At 67.6% G+C, this 17304-nt stretch carries 21 protein-coding genes; 6 read left to right on the top strand and 15 right to left on the bottom strand.

Translation table 11 applies throughout. The annotated features are described in order from the left end of the window. Positions 1-40 precede the first annotated feature (40 nt). Together KHB019_RS13015 and KHB019_RS13010 are read right to left on the bottom strand one after the other, a co-directional pair. Positions 41-790 carry an amino acid ABC transporter ATP-binding protein gene (locus KHB019_RS13015; RefSeq protein ID WP_230103872.1) on the bottom strand — a complete coding sequence of 250 codons (750 nt, stop codon included), beginning with the start codon at positions 788-790 and terminating at the stop codon, positions 41-43. Between the two features lie 81 nt (positions 791-871). After that, positions 872-1684, bottom strand: a complete 813-nt coding sequence (locus KHB019_RS13010) for a TrmH family RNA methyltransferase (protein WP_230103873.1) — start codon at positions 1682-1684, stop codon at positions 872-874. Positions 1685-1801: 117 nt separating this feature from the next. Here KHB019_RS13010 and KHB019_RS13005 point away from each other — a divergent pair, with 117 nt between their 5' ends. Then, entirely contained in the window at positions 1802-2221 is a 420-nt protein-coding gene (locus tag KHB019_RS13005; protein WP_230103874.1) for a DUF2809 domain-containing protein, read from the top strand. Between the two features lie 53 nt (positions 2222-2274). On the opposite strand, the gene rplT is transcribed toward KHB019_RS13005, so the two are convergent. The 3 genes from rplT to infC all read right to left on the bottom strand — a co-directional run bounded on the left by rplT (position 2275) and on the right by infC (position 3603). After that, positions 2275-2661 carry a 50S ribosomal protein L20 gene (gene rplT, locus KHB019_RS13000; protein WP_230103875.1) on the bottom strand — a complete coding sequence of 129 codons (387 nt, stop codon included), beginning with the start codon at positions 2659-2661 and terminating at the stop codon, positions 2275-2277. A gap of 31 nt (positions 2662-2692) precedes the next feature. After that, entirely contained in the window at positions 2693-2890 is a 198-nt protein-coding gene (gene rpmI, locus KHB019_RS12995; RefSeq protein ID WP_230103876.1) for a 50S ribosomal protein L35, read from the bottom strand. Between the two features lie 71 nt (positions 2891-2961). Then, the gene (gene infC, locus KHB019_RS12990) at positions 2962-3603 is read right to left on the bottom strand and encodes a translation initiation factor IF-3 (protein ID WP_230103877.1); all 642 of its coding nucleotides are present in this window, start codon (positions 3601-3603) and stop codon (positions 2962-2964) included. A gap of 238 nt (positions 3604-3841) precedes the next feature. Here infC and KHB019_RS12985 point away from each other — a divergent pair, with 238 nt between their 5' ends. Further along, positions 3842-4228: a DUF1844 domain-containing protein gene (locus KHB019_RS12985; RefSeq protein ID WP_230103962.1), complete on the top strand. Its 387-nt coding sequence runs from the start codon at positions 3842-3844 to the stop codon at positions 4226-4228. A 1-nt stretch (position 4229) separates the two neighbouring features. On the opposite strand, the gene KHB019_RS12980 is transcribed toward KHB019_RS12985, so the two are convergent. The 6 genes from KHB019_RS12980 to KHB019_RS12955 form a co-directional block, all read right to left on the bottom strand. Beyond that, a complete protein-coding gene (locus KHB019_RS12980; RefSeq protein WP_230103878.1) occupies positions 4230-5048 on the bottom strand; it encodes an SseB family protein in 819 nt (272 codons plus the stop codon). After that, positions 5032-5778, bottom strand: coding sequence for a bifunctional 1-(5-phosphoribosyl)-5-((5-phosphoribosylamino)methylideneamino)imidazole-4-carboxamide isomerase/phosphoribosylanthranilate isomerase PriA (gene priA, locus KHB019_RS12975; protein WP_230103879.1), 747 nt, complete (start codon positions 5776-5778; stop codon positions 5032-5034). Before priA ends, KHB019_RS12980 begins: the two co-directional genes overlap by 17 nt. Positions 5779-5868: 90 nt before the next feature. Further along, complete coding sequence (gene hisH, locus KHB019_RS12970; protein ID WP_230103880.1) at positions 5869-6498, bottom strand: imidazole glycerol phosphate synthase subunit HisH; 630 nt, start codon at positions 6496-6498, stop codon at positions 5869-5871. After that, complete coding sequence (hisB, locus tag KHB019_RS12965) at positions 6495-7118, bottom strand: imidazoleglycerol-phosphate dehydratase HisB (protein ID WP_337459148.1); 624 nt, start codon at positions 7116-7118, stop codon at positions 6495-6497. The genes hisH and hisB overlap by 4 nt, the downstream gene beginning before the upstream one ends. After that, positions 7115-8209 carry a histidinol-phosphate transaminase gene (locus KHB019_RS12960; RefSeq protein ID WP_230103882.1) on the bottom strand — a complete coding sequence of 365 codons (1095 nt, stop codon included), beginning with the start codon at positions 8207-8209 and terminating at the stop codon, positions 7115-7117. Before KHB019_RS12960 ends, hisB begins: the two co-directional genes overlap by 4 nt. Positions 8210-8222: 13 nt before the next feature. Further along, positions 8223-8585, bottom strand: coding sequence for a LysM peptidoglycan-binding domain-containing protein (locus KHB019_RS12955; RefSeq protein ID WP_230103883.1), 363 nt, complete (start codon positions 8583-8585; stop codon positions 8223-8225). A gap of 263 nt (positions 8586-8848) precedes the next feature. On the opposite strand from KHB019_RS12955, the gene lexA reads away from it, so the two are divergent. Further along, positions 8849-9535 (top strand): transcriptional repressor LexA, encoded by a 687-nt coding sequence (lexA, locus tag KHB019_RS12950; protein WP_230103884.1) that lies wholly within the window; start codon positions 8849-8851, stop codon positions 9533-9535. A 115-nt stretch (positions 9536-9650) separates the two neighbouring features. After that, positions 9651-11534: a S9 family peptidase gene (locus KHB019_RS12945; RefSeq protein WP_337459147.1), complete on the top strand. Its 1884-nt coding sequence runs from the start codon at positions 9651-9653 to the stop codon at positions 11532-11534. Positions 11535-11555: 21 nt separating this feature from the next. Here KHB019_RS12945 and smpB read toward each other — a convergent pair whose 3' ends face one another. The 4 genes from smpB to prfB all read right to left on the bottom strand — a co-directional run bounded on the left by smpB (position 11556) and on the right by prfB (position 15168). After that, positions 11556-12032 (bottom strand): SsrA-binding protein SmpB, encoded by a 477-nt coding sequence (gene smpB, locus KHB019_RS12940; RefSeq protein WP_230103886.1) that lies wholly within the window; start codon positions 12030-12032, stop codon positions 11556-11558. Between the two features lie 59 nt (positions 12033-12091). After that, entirely contained in the window at positions 12092-13009 is a 918-nt protein-coding gene (gene ftsX, locus KHB019_RS12935) for a permease-like cell division protein FtsX (protein WP_337459146.1), read from the bottom strand. Continuing rightward, entirely contained in the window at positions 13006-13986 is a 981-nt protein-coding gene (gene ftsE, locus KHB019_RS12930; RefSeq protein ID WP_337459145.1) for a cell division ATP-binding protein FtsE, read from the bottom strand. The genes ftsX and ftsE overlap by 4 nt, the downstream gene beginning before the upstream one ends. A 69-nt stretch (positions 13987-14055) precedes the next feature. After that, on the bottom strand, positions 14056-15168 hold the full coding sequence (prfB, locus tag KHB019_RS12925; RefSeq protein ID WP_230103889.1) for a peptide chain release factor 2: 1113 nt from the start codon (positions 15166-15168) through the stop codon (positions 14056-14058). Positions 15169-15213: 45 nt separating this feature from the next. Here prfB and KHB019_RS12920 point away from each other — a divergent pair, with 45 nt between their 5' ends. Beyond that, positions 15214-16008 carry an endo alpha-1,4 polygalactosaminidase gene (locus tag KHB019_RS12920; RefSeq protein WP_337459144.1) on the top strand — a complete coding sequence of 265 codons (795 nt, stop codon included), beginning with the start codon at positions 15214-15216 and terminating at the stop codon, positions 16006-16008. Between the two features lie 64 nt (positions 16009-16072). After that, positions 16073-17296, top strand: a complete 1224-nt coding sequence (locus KHB019_RS12915) for an MFS transporter (protein ID WP_337459165.1) — start codon at positions 16073-16075, stop codon at positions 17294-17296. Positions 17297-17304 lie beyond the last annotated feature (8 nt).

Genomic DNA, 17304 nt, shown 5'->3' with positions numbered 1-17304 from the left:
TGCTGTGTGTGACTGCGTGAGTTTCGTGTACGGGAGGTGGTCAGTGGGTGAGGAGCTTCGACAGGAAGTCCTTGGCGCGATCGCTCTTCGGGGTCGTGAAGAACTCCTCCGGGGTCGCCTCTTCGACGATCTGCCCGTCGGCCATGAAGACGACGCGATCGGCCGCCTTGCGCGCGAATCCCATCTCGTGGGTGACGACGATCATCGTCATGCCCTCCTTGGCGAGCTGCACCATGACGTCGAGCACCTCGTTGATCATCTCGGGGTCGAGCGCGCTGGTCGGCTCGTCGAAGAGCATGACCTTCGGCTGCATCGCGAGGGCCCGGGCGATGGCGACGCGCTGCTGCTGACCGCCCGACAGCTGAGCGGGGAGTTTGGATGCCTGCTGGGCGACGCCCACGCGCTCGAGGAGCGCCATCGCCTCCTTGTCGGCATCGGCCTTCTTCAGTCCGCGGACCTTGATCGGGCCGAGCGTCACGTTCTCGAGGATCGTGAGGTGAGCGAACAGGTTGAACGACTGGAAGACCATCCCGACGTCGGCGCGCAGCTGCGCCAGGCCCTTGCCCTCGGCGGGCAGCTCCTTGCCGTCGATCGAGATCACACCGCTGGTGATGGTCTCGAGGCGGTTGATCGTGCGGCACAGAGTCGACTTGCCGGAACCCGACGGGCCGATCACGACCACGACCTCACCCTTGTTGACGGTGAGGTTGATGTCTTTCAGGGCCTGGAACTCGCCGTAGTGCTTCTGAACATTGTCGACGACGACAAGGGGTGTACCAGTCTCGGTCATGTGCCCACACTAGAAGCACACGGCCTCGGGAACCAGCATCCGCCACCGCGGGTTATCGAGTTGTAACCGACCCGAAACGTGTCAGTGCGCGTCGACGGCCCGCTGCGTGAAGGCGCTCTCGTACAGGCACACGCTGGCCGCCGTGGCGAGATTGAGCGACTCCGCCCGGCCGAAGATCGGCAGCTTCAGCACGTGATCGGCAAGGTCGAGCGCGCGCTCCTCGAGCCCGTGCGCTTCATTCCCGAACAGCCACGCCGTCGGCCCAGAGAGCACGCCGTCGGCGCGGGCCTGAAGCAGGTCGTCGCCCTTCACGTCGGCCGCGAGCACGCTCATGCCGGCCTCGTGGGCGCGCTTGACGACGTCCTCGAGGTCGCCGCTGACGGAGACGGGCAGGTGGAAGAGCGATCCGGTGGTCGATCGGACGACCTTCGGGTTGTACGGATCCACCGTGCGCCCGGTGAGGACGACGGCGTCCGCGCCGGCGGCATCCGCTGCTCGGATGATCGTCCCGAGGTTTCCGGGGTCGCGCACCTCTTCGCAGATGGCGATGAGGCGCGGTGAGGACGCGAAGATGTCCCGCACCGACGTCGGGATCTGGCGGGCGACTGCGATGACGCCCTGCGGCGTGACGGTGTCCGCCATCGCGTTGAGCACGTACTCGGTGACGAACTCGAGGTTCACGGAGTGGGCGGTGGCTGCGGCCCGAAGGTCGGGATGCTTCTCCCACCCCGTCGGTGTCGCGAACAGCTCGACGACGGCATCCGGTCGGTACGAGAGCGCCTCGCGCACCGCCTGCGGGCCCTCGAGCAGGAACAGACCGGTGTCCGTTCTGGCGCTGCGCTTGGTCAGCTTCGCAACGGCGCGGACACGCGGGGACCGGGGATTCTCCAGCACGGCTCCAGTCTAGAGGGATCACGGGGCGACGCCCGATGAACGTCGCGCACCGTTCACTTTCTCGCGGCTGGCGCCTTCTCGCGGCGATCATGCAGTCTGCTCGAATAGAGTCCCGGCGTGCCGCCCACTGCGCAGCGATCAGCAGGTCGACGTCGACTCACCGTCGTCGTCATCGCTGTGGCGACCGTGATCGCCGGTCTTCTCCTCCACCGTTTCGCCTCCGGTGTCATCGGCGACGTCACGGGCGACGCGCTGTACGCGCTGCTCGTCTACCTGCTGATCGTGCTCATGCTCCCGCGCCGGACTCGCTCTCTGTGCGCGGCCCTCGCCATCCTGTTCTGCACGGCCGTCGAGTTCCTCCAGCTCACGGACATCCCGGCGAAGGCCACCGCCCTTGTCCCGCCCGCCGCGCTGGTGCTTGGCGCAGGGTTCGATCAGCGGGATCTTCTCGTGTACGCGTTCGCCGTCGTCGGCGCGATGCTGCTCGACGTTCTCATCTCCCGGTTGCTGCGCCGACGCGCTCTGCGTACGCCGTGAGATGCCGAAACGGGCGCCCTCCAGAAGGAGAGCGCCCGTTTCAGGAAGGATGCTTACGCAGCCGACTTCGGCGCGTTGACGTCCGAAGGCAGGCCCTTCTTGGCCGTCTCGACCAGCGACGCGAACGTGGCCGGCTCGTTGACCGCGAGCTCAGCGAGCATACGACGGTCGACCTGGACGCCCGCGAGGCCGAGGCCCTGGATGAAGCGGTTGTACGTGATGCCGTTCTGGCGGGCAGCGGCGTTGATGCGCTGGATCCAGAGGCGACGGAAATCGCCCTTGCGCTTGCGACGGTCACGGTACGAGTAGACCAGGGAGTGGATGACCTGCTCCTTGGCCTTGCGGTACAGGCGCGAACGCTGACCGCGGTAGCCGGAGGCGCGCTCGAGGATGACGCGACGCTTCTTGTGGGCGTTTACCGCCCGCTTGACTCTTGCCATTTTCGTGTATTCCTATTCGTGCGTTCGGCGCTCAGCCGCGACCGAGAAGCTTCTTGGCGACCTTGGTGTCGTTGGGCGACAGGACCTGATCCTGGTTGAGGCGGCGGGTGCGTCGGCTCGACTTGTGCTCGAGGTTGTGGCGCATGCCGGCCTGCTGCTTCTTCAGCTTGCCGCTGCCGGTGATCTTGAAGCGCTTCTTGGCACCCGAGTGGGTCTTCTGCTTCGGCATCTTCTCTTCCTTCGTGTGGCGCCTTCTCAGGCGACGTTGTCAACCCGCAGTGCGGGAGTAATGGGAGCGGATCACTCCGCTTCGGCGGTCTCGGTCTCTTCGACCTTCGAGTCGCGAGCCGCCTGCTTGTTCGCGGCGCGGGCAGCGTTCTGCTCTGCCTTGGCCTCGGACTTGTTCTTCAGCGGAGCCACGACCATGACCATGTTGCGACCGTCGATGGTCGGGTTCGACTCGACGGTTCCGAGCTCCGCGACGTCCTCGGCGAACTTGCGCAGCAGACGAACGCCCTGCTCGGGACGCGACTGCTCACGACCGCGGAACAGGATCATGGCCTTGACCTTGTCGCCGGCCTTGAGGAAGCCCTCGGCGCGCTTGAGCTTCGTCGTGTAGTCGTGAGCCTCGATCTTCAGACGGAAGCGCACTTCCTTGAGGATCGTGTTCGCCTGATTGCGGCGAGCTTCCTTCGCCTTCTGGGCAGCCTCGTACTTGAACTTGCCGTAGTCCATGATCTTGACCACGGGCGGCTTCGAGTTCGGGGCGACCTCGACGAGATCGAGGTCGGCTTCCTGCGCGAGTCGGAGCGCGACCTGGATGGCGACGACGCCGATCTGCTCACCCGCGGGGCCGACGAGGCGGACCTCGGGGACGCGGATGCGCTCATTGGTACGGGGATCGCTGATGCGGAACTCCTTAGACGATGGGGATTCAGCCAACGCGGCGCTCTCTGCGACGCACTGCGAAAAAGGAGTTACTGCCCCACCCGCCGACATTCAGACGCCGGCTTCGCACCCTGAACATCGGACACGATCCGATCTACCGGCGTGAACCGGCGGAGTGCAAGACCCGGTAGCCTTGAACGGCAAGCGCGGGTGGGAAGTGAATCCTCTTTCGATCCGAAGCATTACGCTCCGGAGCCCGGCACAGTCTAACAGAAGGCAAGGCGAAGTGACGATTCCGGCCCACGACCACGGTCACGACGAGCGCAACGAGCGCTGGCAGCAGCAGGAGGAGGCCGCGTCGGCCGCCACGCGCGACATCGCGGATGTCCCCGCCGTCGAAGTGATCACCACCGCAGCGGTCCATCTGATGAGCGCGGCCGCGGTGAAGCTCGGCCTCGCCGACGACCCCGACTCTCAGCTCGACCTCGACGAGGCCCGAAAGCTGATCAACGCGCTGGCGGGTCTCATCACAGCCGGCGCCCCCGAGATCAGCGACATGCACGCCCGATCGCTCCGGGACGGACTGCGGTCGCTGCAGCTGGCCTTCCGCGAAGCATCCGCGATCCCCGACCCGATCGGCAAGGGCCCCGGCGAGAAGTGGACCGGGCCGGTCAACTGACTCAGGCAGCGCGGCGGAGCTTGACCGTGAGGGAATCCGCGAGCACCGCGATGCGGTCATCCGCCGACCACCGCTGAGCCAGCCGGGCGAGGACGGCATCCAGCACGTCTCGTTCGAGACCGTCGACGAGGTCGAGGATCACGACGAGCTCCGGGCCGCGCAGTCGCGCGTCCGGGTCACCGGGCGCGACGGCGATGTCGATCACGGCGAGCTCGTGCGCGATGCTCTCCTGCAGTGCGGTGAAGACCTCCGGTGAGAGGAAGCTCGGCTCCCAGGCGTGCCCCTGCGCGATCGCCCATACGGCGGGGCGCCGGATGACGAACTCGGTCTCCGCGGTCGGATCGAGCACGATCAGATCGGTGTCCTCCGACGACGCCGCCAGGGCCGCACGCACAGCCTCGACCGGGATCGGGCGTGCTGCGGCATCCCAGGTCTGCATCGCCGTCACCGATGAGAACACCGGCTGGACCTTGCGCCCATCAGGGGCGGCGACGGTGACGATGGACAGCTCCTGGGTCTTGTCGACGGCAAGACCGCTGGGCGCGACGCCCTCCTCCCCCTTCTCGGCGATGAGGGGTATCAGGACTCGAGCAGAACGGAAGGCGTCGACGACCTCGACCTGCGAGCCCTCACCCGCGCGGAAGCGGAGCAATGCGTCGAGCAGGGCCGGGTCTGCCGAGCCGTCGTCAGCGGAGTGCGGGTTGGACTCGAAGCTGCGCCCCTCCCACGGGACACCGGCCGAATCGCCGGCCCCGACGGTCGACGCGGAGTCTCCGTCGCCGTGACCGTGACCGCAGGCGTCGTCAGTCGCCGGCGACATCCAGTGCCTCTGCCAGCGTGAACGCGCCGGCGTAGAGAGCCTTGCCGACGATCGCGCCTTCGACGCCAAGCGGTACGAGTTCGCGAAGCGCCGCGATGTCGTCGAGGCTCGAGATGCCTCCCGACGCCACGACGGGCTTCGGCGTACGAGAGGTGATCTCGCGCAGCAGGTCGATGTTCGGGCCGCGCAGCGTGCCGTCCTTGGTGACGTCGGTCACGACGTACCGGCTGCAGCCGGCGTCCTCGAGCCGTGCGAGCACCTCCCACAGGTCGCCGCCCTCCTTCGTCCAGCCGCGCGCGGCGAGGGTCGTGCCGCGCACGTCGAGACCGACGGCGACGGCCTCGCCGTAGCGACTGATGACGTCGGACGCCCATTCGGGGTTCTCGAGCGCGGCCGTGCCGAGATTGATCCGCGCTGCGCCGCTCTCGAGCGCGGCCTCAAGGCTGGCGTCGTCACGGATGCCGCCGGAGAGCTCGATGTTGACGTCGCGGTGCTGCTTGATGACCTTGCGCAGGATCGCCGTGTTGCTTCCGCGCCCGAACGCCGCGTCGAGGTCGACGAGGTGGATCCACTCCGCCCCCTGGTCGACCCATTCACGAGCCGCGTCGAGCGGGTCGCCGTAGCTGGTCTCCGACCCGGCCTCGCCCTGCGTCAGACGAACCGCCTTGCCACCGGCGACGTCGACAGCCGGAAGAAGGGTGAGCTTGGGGGTGGACGCGAAGTCGTTCATGTCATCCTCGGGTGGGTGAAGTGCGCCGAAAGGCGAGCACGAGATCCGAGAGTAGCCCGGCTCGATGCAGGGTTCAAAACGTCGACGTCATCAGAGGCTGTCGACCCAGTTCCGGAGCAGCCGGATGCCGGCGTCGCCGGACTTCTCGGGGTGGAACTGCGTCGCCGAGAGCGGCCCGTTCTCGACGGCTGCGAGGAAGGGCTCGCCGTAGGTCGTCCAGGTGAGCTTGGGCTCCGGGAACGGCGCGATGACGTCGAGCTCCCACTTCTGCGCTGCGAAGGAGTGCACGAAGTAGAAGCGCTCCTCCTCGATGCCGCGGAACAGGACGCTGCCCTCATCCGGCGTCACCGTGTTCCAGCCCATGTGCGGCAGGACGGGCGCGTTGAGTTCGGTGACGGTGCCCGGCCATTCGCCGAGGCCATCGACGTTCTGGCCGCGTTCGACGCCGTGCTCGAAGAGCACCTGCATACCGACGCACACGCCGAGCACCGGGCGCCCTCCGGCCAGACGCCGGTCGATGATCTCGTCGCCGCCCTGCGCGAGCAGAGCCGCCCGAACGGCGGCGAACGCGCCGACACCGGGGACGAACAGCCCGTCAGCCTCAAGCGCCTCCGCGCGGTCACCGGTGAGTCTCGCGTCCGCGCCGGCCGCGGCCAGCGCCTTGACGGCGGAGTGGACGTTGCCGGAGCCGTAGTCGTATACGACGACGGTGCGAGTCACAGTGCGCCCTTCGTCGACGGGATCCCGTCGACGAGCGGATCGAGCGACTTCGCCTGACGGAACGCACGGGCGAACGCCTTGAACTCCGCTTCGGCGATGTGGTGCGGATCGCGACCGCCGAGCACGCGGACGTGCACGGTGAGTCCGGCGTTGAAGGAGATCGCCTCGAACGCGTGGCGCACCAGAGAACCGGTGAAATGTCCGCCGATGAGGTGGTGCTCGAATCCTTCGGGCTCGCCGGTGTGCACGAGGTAGGGGCGGCCGCTGATGTCGACGACCGCCTGAGCGAGCGCCTCGTCGAGCGGGACGAGCGCATCTCCGTATCGCGAGATGCCCGACTTGTCTCCGAGCGCCTCGAGGATCGCCTGGCCGAGCACGATCGAGACGTCTTCCACCGTGTGGTGAGCGTCGATGTGCGTGTCGCCGGATGCTCGGACGGTGAGGTCGGTGAGCGAGTGCTTCGCGAACGCCGTGAGCATGTGGTCGAAGAACGGCACCGACGTGTCGATGCGGCTCTGCCCCGTGCCGTCGAGGTTCAGTTCGAGTTCGACGGTCGACTCGGACGTGCTGCGGGTTCGCTGCGCGGTGCGGGAAGCCTCGGCAGTTCGGGAAGCGCTCATGAGCCCGAGTCTATCGACGCCAGCGCGTCGAGGAACGCCGTGGTCTCGGCCTCGGTCCCGGCCGTCACGCGCAGGTGGTTGGGGATGCCCACGTCGCGGACCAGCACTCCGCGCTCGTAGAGCGCTTCGAACGTCGCGCGCGGGTCGGGCACACCACCGAAGAGGACGAAGTTCGACCAGGACTCGTGCGGCTGATAGTCGAGTGCCTCGAGGGTCGCGGTGATGCGATCGCGCTGCTCGACGATCTCATCCACCATGCCGAGCATGATGTCAGCATTTCGCAACGCCGCCACTGCGGCAGCCTGCGTCAGTGCACTGAGGTGGTACGGAAGCCGGACGAGTCGCAGAGCGTCGATGAAGGCCGGGTCGGCCGCGAGGTAGCCCACCCGCGCTCCCGCGAAAGCGAACGCCTTGCTCATGGTCCGCGATACGGCCAGACGCGGGCGCCCTTCGAGCAGTGTGAGTGCGGAAACGGCATCCCGGGGCGCGAACTCCTGGTACGCCTCGTCCACCACGACGATGCCGCTCGTCGCCTCGTAGACGGCCTCGACCACATCGAGGTCGAGTGGCGTTCCCGTCGGGTTGTTCGGCGAGCAGAGCATGACGATGTCGGGGGCGGCCTGCCGAACCTGGGCGGCCGCCTCATCCGGCGTGATCGTGTAGTCGGCTTCACGCTGGCCCGCCACCCACTGAGCACCGGTGCCCTGCGCGATCAGGGGGTACATGGAGTACGTCGGCGCGAACCCGAAGACCGTGCGGTTCGGTCCGCCGAAGGCTTGCATGATGTGCTGCAGCACCTCATTCGAACCGTTGCCGGCCCAGATCTGCTCGGGGGCGAGGTTGTGGCCGAGGTACTCGGCAAAGGCCTCGCGCAGCGTCGTGAACTCCCGGTCCGGGTAGCGGTTCACCTCGCGTAGAGCCACCGCGATGTCATCCAGGATGTCGCTTGCGACCTCGTCGGGTACGGGGTGGGTGTTCTCATTGACGTTGAGGGCGACAGGCAGTGGAGCCTGAGGAGCGCCGTACGGAGTGAGGCCGCGAAGATCGTCGCGGAGGGGCAAGTCACCGAGGGAAGCAGTCACCCTTCCCATGCTAACGGTGGGATCAGTCGGCGTACTCGGCGGGGATCGCGAGCTCCTGGCCCACCTGCAGAGACTGCCCGCCCAGCATGTTGAGGCTCTCAATGCCGCTGATCACCTTACGCGGGTCCGCGTACGGAGCCACGGACTCCGCGATCGACCAGAGCGTGTCGCCCGGCATCACCGTCACGGTCTCGAAGCTGGCGGTCACGGTCGCTTCGCCCGAGGCGATCGCCGAGCCGCCGCTGATCGCAGCGAAGCCGATGCCGACTGCCAGCGGGAGTGCCGCCAGAGCGACCAGCACCCGACGACCGCGCGTCGTCAACCGGAGCCGCGTTGCAGTGCGTGCGGGACGGATGGACGGGGCGGCGATGCTGATGGTGCTCATGGGACTCTCCTCTGCCTCTTTGGCGTAGCGTTCGCATTCACCGCTCGGCCGGGAGCGATGGATGCGAAGCTACGTTCCGAATTTATCTTCGAATTCGAACATCTGTCAAGACTTCTTCGAAATCGGATCCCAGCACCTGCCGACACGCTCGAACAGATCTTCCGATTACGGCTGTTTCTCGGATACGGTTTCGATAACGACACCCCACCACGGGCCACCGACATTCGAAGAGCAGCCCCGGAATCGCGCACGAAGGAGCCACCATGAGCGACAACTCCGCCACCGACGCCGAGGCGCCTCGCACTCGTCGGCGCAAGAATCTCAGCGCCAAGCAGATGGCCATCCTCGAGGTGATCCAGACGTCGATCGCGAAGCACGGCTATCCGCCGAGCATGCGTGAGATCGGCGACGCGGTCGGGCTCAAGTCGCTCTCCAGCGTCACCCACCAGCTCGGGCAGCTCGAGCTCAGCGGCTATCTGCGTCGCGACCCCGGCAAGACGCGCGCGATGGAGGTGCTCATCGACCTGCCGGGCACCAGCGGGGAGAACCCTGCCGACTCCAGCACGCCCGTCGGGGACGCGGCGATGGTTCCGCTGGTTGGGCAGATCGCCGCCGGCGTCCCCATCACGGCGGAGCAGCAGGTGGAGGAGATCTTCCCGCTTCCCCGCCAACTCGTGGGCAAGGGCGATCTGTTCATGCTCAAGGTCTCGGGCGAATCGATGATCGATGCAGCGATCTGCGACGGCGACTGGGTCGTCGTCCGCACGCAGAACACGGCGGAGAACGGTGAGATCGTCGCTGCGATGCTCGACGGCGAGGCGACGGTCAAGACGTTCCGGCAGCGCGACGGCCACACGTGGCTGCTCCCCCGCAACACATCATTCGAGCCCATCCTCGGCGACGACGCCGTCGTGCTCGGCAAGGTCGTGGCCGTGCTCCGCGCGGTCTGACGTCGCGGCATCCATCGATAGCGCGGAAACCGCCCTCTCCCGCTCTCGGGAAGGGCGGTTTCTGCGTTGTCGGCTGCCGGGCGCGGACGTCCGAGGTCCCGAATAGGCTCGAGACATGCCCCAGCCGCACGCGACGTCACCCTACGGGACCTGGTCGTCCCCGTTCACGGCGACGAGCATCGCCTCGTCCGCGCCGCGCATCGACGGCGCCCGCTTCGTCGGCGACGAGATCTGGTGGGGCGAATCGATTCCTGCCGATGGTGGCCGTGTCACCGTGCGCAGCTCGACCGGTGACGCACTGCTGCCCGCCCCGTGGAGCGCCCGGTCTCGCGTGCACGAGTACGGTGGCGGCGCGTGGACGGCGGATGCCGACGGCACGCTGTTCTTCGTCGATGCGAAGGACCAGCGGGTGTACCGAATGCCACGGGGCGCAGAGCCCGCGCCGCTCACACCCGCCGCCCAGGGCGGCGCAGGCCCGAGCCACGGCGGTCTCCGTCTCCAGAACGGTCGTCTTCTCGCGGTCCGTGAGGATGCGACCGCGACACCGCACCTGCGCGGGATCGTCGAGATCCCGACAGACGGGTCGGCGGCTGCGGACGAGACCGCCATCCGCGTCCACATCCAGGGCACCGCGTTCTTCGCGCATCCCGCACTGTCGCCGGACGGCACCAGGATCGCCTGGGTGGAATGGTCCGGACGCCGTATGCCGTGGCAGGCGGCGTGGTTGCGAGTCTCGTCAGGGGACGACGCATTCGCGAACGTGCGCACGCGAGCGGCCCTGCAACCGGAATGGGCGAGCGACACCGAGCTGCTCTACGCCGACGACCCAGGGGGGCGCTGGGCTCTGCACCGGCTGAAGCTCGACGGTCTCCGCGCGTCGGAGCCGGAGCCGATCGCGCCCGCTGACGCCGATACCGGCTACGGCCTCTGGGTGCTCGGCAACCGGTGGTATCAGCCGCTCCCCGACGGTCGGATCGTCACGGTGCGGACGAACGGGTCCGACGAGGTCGTCGTGATCGACCCCGACGGCTCCGTCCGCCCCCTGGAGGTTCCGGCCACTGCGCACGTCAGCGTCGACGACGTCTCCGGCGCGCGCGTGCTGCTCTCGGGTGGAGGCGCGACCGTGAACGCCGGGTTGTGGTGCGTCGACGCGGATTCTGGTCAGGTCGCCCGCATCCGCGGAGGCGCAGCGACGGATGAGGCGTGGATGCCCCCGGCCGGTCAGCTCACGATCGACGGCGCCCACGGGCCGGTGCACGCTTTCGACTACGCGCCGGCGAATCCCACGTCATCCGCACCATCCGAGGAGTTGCCGCCATACATCGTGTTCGTGCACGGCGGCCCGACTGCGCACGTCGCAGGTGCGGCGTCCGCCGCCATCGCGTATTACACGAGTCGCGGCATCGGCGTGCTCGATGTGAACTACGGCGGCTCGACCGGCTACGGGCGCGACTATCGCGAGCGCCTCGACCACCAGTGGGGCATCGTCGATGTCGACGATGTGCTCGCTGCTGCCCGTGATCTCGCGGCATCCGGCCGGGCGGATCCGGCTCGCATCGCGATCCGCGGCAGCTCCGCCGGAGGCTGGACCGTGCTGTCGGCCCTGGTGCGAGGCGGAGTCTTCGCCGCCGGCATCAGCCGCTACGGCGTGGCGGATCTGCGGATGCTGGCCCAGGACTCGCACGACTTCGAGAAGCACTACATCGACGGGCTCGTCGGTGCGCTCCCCGATGCCGAGGACGTGTACATCGATCGATCGCCGCTCACGCATGCGGACCGCATCGATGTGCCCGTCCTGCTGCTGCAGGGTGAGGACGACCGCGTCGTCCCGCCGTCTCAGTCGCAGGCCATCCGCGACGCGTTGGCCGCACGCGGCATCCCGCACGAGTACGTGCTGTACCCGGGTGAGGGCCACGGCTTCCGGCGAGCGGAGACGATCGTCGACGCTCTCGAGCGAGAGCTCGCGTTCCTGGGGCAGGCGTTCGGGTTCGAGGCCTGAACTCTCGCCCGCTGAGGAGTGCTACTCCCCCATGCGGTTGCGCAGCCGCATGGCGCGCTCTGCCTCACGGGTGTCCTGACGCTCACGAAGCGTCTGGCGCTTGTCGAACTCGCGCTTGCCCTTCGCCAGGGCGATCTCGACCTTCGCGCGGCCGTCGAGGAAGTAGAGCTTCAGCGGCACGATCGTGTACCCGCCGGCCGAGACGGCGTGCTCGAGCTTCTGGATCTCTTCGCGGTGCATCAGTAGCTTGCGCACGCGCTTGGCCGAGTGGTTCGTCCAGTGTCCCTGCGAGTATTCCGGAATGTGCACGGAGTCGAGGAAGATCTCGCCCGCCTTGATGAACGCGTACCCGTCCGAGAGGTTCGCGCGCCCCTGGCGCAACGACTTCACCTCGGTACCGGTGAGCACCAGCCCCGCCTCGTACGACTTCTCGATGTTGAAGTCGTGACGGGCTCGGCGATTGGTCGCGATGACCTTCTCCCCGCGTTCCCTGGGCATGATTCTCTCCTGTGCATCCTGTCGTACGGCCAGCCCTCCACCCTACAACAGAGCGGATGCTACGTACGAAGCCAGCGACGAATCGCGAAGCCGGCGGAGAGTGCAGCCAGGATCACTCCGATCGCGATCAGGATCGGCACGACGATGAGTGCGTCCTGCATGCTCACCCAGGTGGTGATGAACGGCACGCGCCCCTTCAGGTAGCCCTCGACTCCGAAGTGCATTCCCGCGATCACCGCACCGCTCGCGAGGACGGAGCCCAGGAAGGCGGCGAAAACGCCCTCGAGGATGAACGGCGTCTGGATGAAGCGGTTGGAGGCGCCGACGAGGCGCATGATCCCGATCTCCTTGCGCCGGGCATATGCCGAAAGTCGAATGGTCGTCGCGATGAGCAGGACCGCGGCGATCAGCATGAGCGCGGCGATGCCGACGGCTATGTACGTCGCCACCGTGAGCGCGGAGAAGAGAGGTTCGAGGTATTGGAGTTGATCCAGGACCTCCTCGACGCCGTTCACTCCGCTGAAGGCCTCGACGATCACCTGCGACTGACCTGGGTCCTTGAGCGTCACCCAGAAGCTGTCGAACATCTGGTCCTCGGTGAGCACGCTCGCCTGCTCGTCACCGAGCTGGTCGACGAGCTTCGCGTATGCCTCGGCCTTCGTCTCGAAGCGGACATCCGCGATCAACGAGTTCAACGCGGGGCCTGCGAGCTCGGCGCGCACCTGTTCGACCTGATCCTCGGTGGCCGCGCCGTCGATGCAGGTCTCCTCGGTGTCGGACACCGTCGAGCACATGTAGACCGCGACCTGCGCGCGCTCGGTCCAATAGTCGCGCATCGTGCTGATCTGACCCTGCATGAGGATCGCCGCGCCCACGAACGTCAGCGAGACGAACGTGACGAGCACGACGGAGATCACCATCGAGATGTTGCGACGGAGGCCTCCGAGGGCCTCCATCAGAATCAGTCCCACTCTCACGAGGTCGGCCCCACTTCGTCGTCATCGTCCGCAGCCGACAGGCCGAGGCGGTCGGCCACGCCGAGTTCGGCGACGTCGACCTCGGGGAGCACGATCGGATGCGTGCGGGGAGCGGCCGGTGCCGCCGGCTCGGCAGGTGTCTCGGCATCCCGCGCCGCCTTCATGGAGGCGAGCATCTCAGCCGTGAGCGGCTCGAGGGACTCGGTCTCGCGCTGCACCTCCTGCACGGCGGTGAGCGCGGCGGTCGCGGCGGCGCCGCGTTCCTCCTCCGGGACGAGTTGAGGGATCATCGAGCGGTCGCCGTAGCCGCCGTGCGTCTCGTCGCGCACCATCTCGCCGTCGCGCAGCTCGATGACCCGGCGCCGCATCTGGTCGACGAAGGCAGCCTCGTGCGTGGCCATCAGCACCGTCGTGCCGCCGGCGTTGATGCGCGCGAGCAGCTGCATGATGTCGACCGAGGTGGCTGGGTCGAGGTTTCCGGTCGGCTCGTCGGCGAGCAGCACCTGGGGTCGGTTGACGAGAGCGCGCGCGATCGCGACGCGCTGCTGCTCGCCACCGGACAGCTCGTGCGGCATCCGCTTCTCCTTGCCCTCCAGGCCGACCAGGGCGAGAGCCTCTGGAACCGCCTGCTGCACGAAACCGCGCGAGGAGCCGGTGACCTGCAGGGTGAAGGCGACGTTCTGGAACACGGTCTTGGTCGACAGCAGGCGGAAGTCCTGGAAGACCGACCCGATGTGCCGACGGAAGTACGGGACCTTCCGGTTGGCGAGTGTCCTGAGGTCGCGGCCGAGGACGGCGACGCGACCGGTGGTGGGGACATCCTCGCGGAGGATCAGCCGGAGACAGGACGACTTTCCCGATCCGGATGCTCCGACGAGGAAGACGAACTCGCCCCGCTCGACTTCGAAGTCGACCCCGGCGAGGGCCGGTCTCTTCGTACCGCGGTAGCGCTTGGTGACGTTCTCGAACCGAATCATGGCCTTACGAGCCTAAGCGCGGGTTCGCGCCTGACCGCGAGCGACACCCTGTCTGGAGCGGCCGTGAGATCAGTCGTCGTCGTCTTTGCGCTTGCGCCAGCGGATGCCCGCCGAGATGAAGTCGTCGAGGTCGCCGTCGAACACTGCGGCGGGGTTGCCGGACTCCTGGCCGGTGCGCAGGTCCTTGACGAGCTGCTGGCCGTAGAGGAAGTAGGAGCGCATCTGATCGCCCCAGCTCGCGGTGATGTTGCCGGCGAGCTCCTTCTTCTTCGCAGCCTCTTCTTCCTTCTGCAGCAGCAGGAGGCGGGTCTGGAGCACGCGCATCGCAGCAGCGCGGTTCTGGATCTGCGACTTCTCGTTCTGCATCGAGACGACGATGCCGGTCGGAAGGTGCGTGAGGCGCACGGCGGAGTCGGTGGTGTTGACGGACTGACCACCAGGGCCGGAGGAGCGGAAGACATCGACGCGGATGTCGTTCTCGGGGATGTCTACCTCGGTGGCTTCTTCCATCAGCGGGATGACCTCGACCGCCGCGAAGCTGGTCTGGCGCTTGTCGGCAGAACCGAACGGGCTGATGCGAGCAAGACGGTGCGTCCCGGCTTCTACGGACAGCGTGCCGAACGCGTACGGCGCCTCGATCTCGAAGGTCGCGGACTTGATGCCTGCGCCCTCGGCGTAGGACGTGTCCATCACCTTGACCGGGTACTTGTGCTGCTCGGCCCACCGCAGGTACATGCGCATGAGCATCTCGGCGAAGTCCGTGGCGTCGTCGCCGCCGGCACCGGAGCGGATCGTGACGATCGCGCTGCGGTCGTCGTACTCGCCGTCGAGGAGCGTCTGCACCTCGAGCTGATTCATGACGTCGGTGAGAGCGGCGAGCTCGGCACGCGCCTCGGCGGCGGAGTCCTCGTCCTCCATCTCGTTGGCGAGGTCGACGAGTACCTCCAGGTCATCGAGCCTCTGCCCGATCTCGTTGACCCGCTTGAGCTCGGCCTGCTTGTGACTGAGCGCGCTGGTGACCTTCTGCGCCTTGTCCGGGTCATCCCAGAGATCGGGCGCGCCCGCCTCTTCGCTGAGCCGTGCGATATCGGCCTGGAGTCGGTTGACATCGACGACCTCGCTGATGTCGCCGTATGTGTGCCTGAGCGCCTGAATATCGGCGGAGAGATCGAGTTCGAGCATGACGCTTCAGCCTACCGTGCCCACGCCGGACGGATAGCCTGAAGTGTGCGCCGACCGATCGGAGCCGTGCTCGCGGCCATCGTCCTCCTGCTGAGCGGTTGCGCGGCGGCCACGGACGCACCGGCCGCGCCTCCCCCGGACGCTGCCTTCGACTACCAGCTCGGAGGCGGCTACGAGCCGGATGCCGCGATCGCCGTCGTCGTCCGAGATCGCACCGACGCCCCGGATCCTGATCGCTACTCCATCTGCTACGTGAACGCGTTTCAGACGCAGCCGGGCGAACAGGACGACTGGCCGAGCGAGGCCCTGCTCACCGATGAGGCGGGAGACGTCGTCATCGACCCCGACTGGCCGGACGAGGCGCTGCTCGACATCAGCGACGACGCTGCGGCCGATCTGGTCATCGACCGGGTGGGCAACTGGATCCGCGGCTGCGGGACGGACGGCTTCGACGCGGTGGAGTTCGACAACCTCGACTCGTTCACCCGCTCGGGCGGTGCGATCACACTCGACGACGCCGTCGCGGTCGCTCGAGACCTCGTCGCCATCGCGCATGACGCAGGTCTCGCCGCCGGCCAGAAGAACGCGGCGGAGCACACCACCGTGCTCCACGACGAGGCCGGCTTCGACTTCGCTGTCGCAGAGGAGTGCGCCGCATACGACGAATGCGCCGCCTACACCGACGTGTACGAGTCCGTACTCGATATCGAGTACACCGATCAGCTGCCGAAGCCGTTCGCCGAGCTCTGCGCCCAACAGGACACTCCGCCGACGGCGATTCTCCGCGATCGGGACCTCGCCCGTCCAGACGAGAGCGGCCACGTGTACGAATCGTGCTGACCGCGGAGCGGAGTAGCGTGGCGGGGTGAGCAGTGCATCCACGGTCCTCAGGCAGTTCGGGCCGATGGTGTACCTGCCCACTGTCCTCTTCTCGATGGGCGAGGGCGCGGTCATCCCTCTGATCCCCGTGATCGCGGCGAACATGGGCGCTGATGTCGCGGCCGCGGCACTCGTCGCCTCGGCGCTCGTCGTCGGCCAGCTGTGCGGCAACCTGCCCGCCGGCTGGGCGGTGGCCCGCATCGGCGAGCGCTTCACGATGGTCATCGCCGGCGTCATCTCCATGGCCGCTGTGATCGGGATGGTACTGGCTCCGGTGATCGCCGTATTCGCGGCATCAGTCTTCCTGCTCGGGTTCTGCGCCGCCGCCTTCGGCCTCGCCCGGCACGCGTTCATGACGACGCGCGTGCCATTGGAGTTCCGCGCCCGCGCGCTGTCGCTGCTCGGAGGCAGCTTCCGCCTCGGCGTCTTCGTCGGCCCGTTCGTCACTGCCCTTCTGCTGCAGGTGTTCGGCGACGAGCACGCCGCGATCTGGTTCTTCCTCGTCTGCCTGGTCGTCATGGTGGTGCTCGTGCTGTTCGGGCCGGATCCGGAGAAGACGATCGCGCCGCTGTCGAGTTCGTCACCGCTCGCGGAGGACTCCGGCGAGGCGGTGAGCGGCTCGATCCCGACCTTGGAGCGAGTCGGCATCTTCCGCACGATGTGGCGCTTCCGCGGCGTTCTGGGGCGACTGGGGCTCGCCGCGGCATGCCTGTCGGCGGTCCGATCGGCGCGCCAGGTCGTCCTGCCGCTGTGGGGCGTGTCACTCGGCCTCGATGCGCAGACGATCGCGCTGGTCGTCGGAGTCTCCGGTGCGATCGACTTCGCCCTGTTCTACGCCAGCGGCCAGGTGATGGACCGCTTCGGCAGGCTGTGGGCCGCGATGCCGGCGATGGTGCTGATGGGTGCCGGCTTCCTCGCGCTGGCCTTCACGCACGACGGCGACGCGGCCGTGCTCTGGTTCGGGATGCTGGCGGCCGTGCTCGGCGTCGGCAACGGGCTCTCCAGCGGCATCCTGCTCACCCTCGGTGCCGATGTCGCGCCGAAGCACGACCCGGCTCCCTTCCTCGGTTCGTGGCGGACCTTGACCGATGCCGGTGGCGCGGCTGCGCCGCTGATCGTCTCCGCGGTGACCGCGGTCTCCTCGTTGTCTGCGGCCGCCGGGCTGATGGGCGCCGTGGGGCTGCTCGGCGCGCTCGGGTTCATCCGCTGGATTCCGCGGTTCAGCCCACGGCGAGAACCACCCGCCTAACTGCGATC

Source organism: Microbacterium sp. KHB019 (genome assembly GCF_037285405.1).
GTDB lineage: Bacteria > Actinomycetota > Actinomycetes > Actinomycetales > Microbacteriaceae > Microbacterium.
Note: the sequence above shows the minus strand (reverse complement) of the source record. Positions and strands in the feature narration are given on the sequence as shown.

Bases quoted from the DNA above. Each gene is read 5' to 3' on its own strand.
- KHB019_RS13015 (WP_230103872.1), bottom strand. From the start codon at position 790: ATGACCGAGACTGGTACACCCCTTGTCGTCGTCGACAATGTTCAGAAG.
- rplT (WP_230103875.1), bottom strand. From the start codon at position 2,661: ATGGCAAGAGTCAAGCGGGCGGTAAACGCCCACAAGAAGCGTCGCGTC.
- rpmI (WP_230103876.1), bottom strand. From the start codon at position 2,890: ATGCCGAAGCAGAAGACCCACTCGGGTGCCAAGAAGCGCTTCAAGATC.
- KHB019_RS12980 (WP_230103878.1), bottom strand. From the start codon at position 5,048: ATGTCGCCGGCGACTGACGACGCCTGCGGTCACGGTCACGGCGACGGA.
- priA (WP_230103879.1), bottom strand. From the start codon at position 5,778: ATGAACGACTTCGCGTCCACCCCCAAGCTCACCCTTCTTCCGGCTGTC.
- hisB (WP_337459148.1), bottom strand. From the start codon at position 7,118: ATGAGCGCTTCCCGAACTGCCGAGGCTTCCCGCACCGCGCAGCGAACC.
- KHB019_RS12960 (WP_230103882.1), bottom strand. From the start codon at position 8,209: ATGGGAAGGGTGACTGCTTCCCTCGGTGACTTGCCCCTCCGCGACGAT.
- KHB019_RS12955 (WP_230103883.1), bottom strand. From the start codon at position 8,585: ATGAGCACCATCAGCATCGCCGCCCCGTCCATCCGTCCCGCACGCACT.
- lexA (WP_230103884.1), top strand. From the start codon at position 8,849: ATGAGCGACAACTCCGCCACCGACGCCGAGGCGCCTCGCACTCGTCGG.
- KHB019_RS12945 (WP_337459147.1), top strand. From the start codon at position 9,651: ATGCCCCAGCCGCACGCGACGTCACCCTACGGGACCTGGTCGTCCCCG.
- smpB (WP_230103886.1), bottom strand. From the start codon at position 12,032: ATGCCCAGGGAACGCGGGGAGAAGGTCATCGCGACCAATCGCCGAGCC.
- ftsE (WP_337459145.1), bottom strand. From the start codon at position 13,986: ATGATTCGGTTCGAGAACGTCACCAAGCGCTACCGCGGTACGAAGAGA.
- prfB (WP_230103889.1), bottom strand. From the start codon at position 15,168: ATGCTCGAACTCGATCTCTCCGCCGATATTCAGGCGCTCAGGCACACA.
- KHB019_RS12915 (WP_337459165.1), top strand. From the start codon at position 16,073: ATGGTGTACCTGCCCACTGTCCTCTTCTCGATGGGCGAGGGCGCGGTC.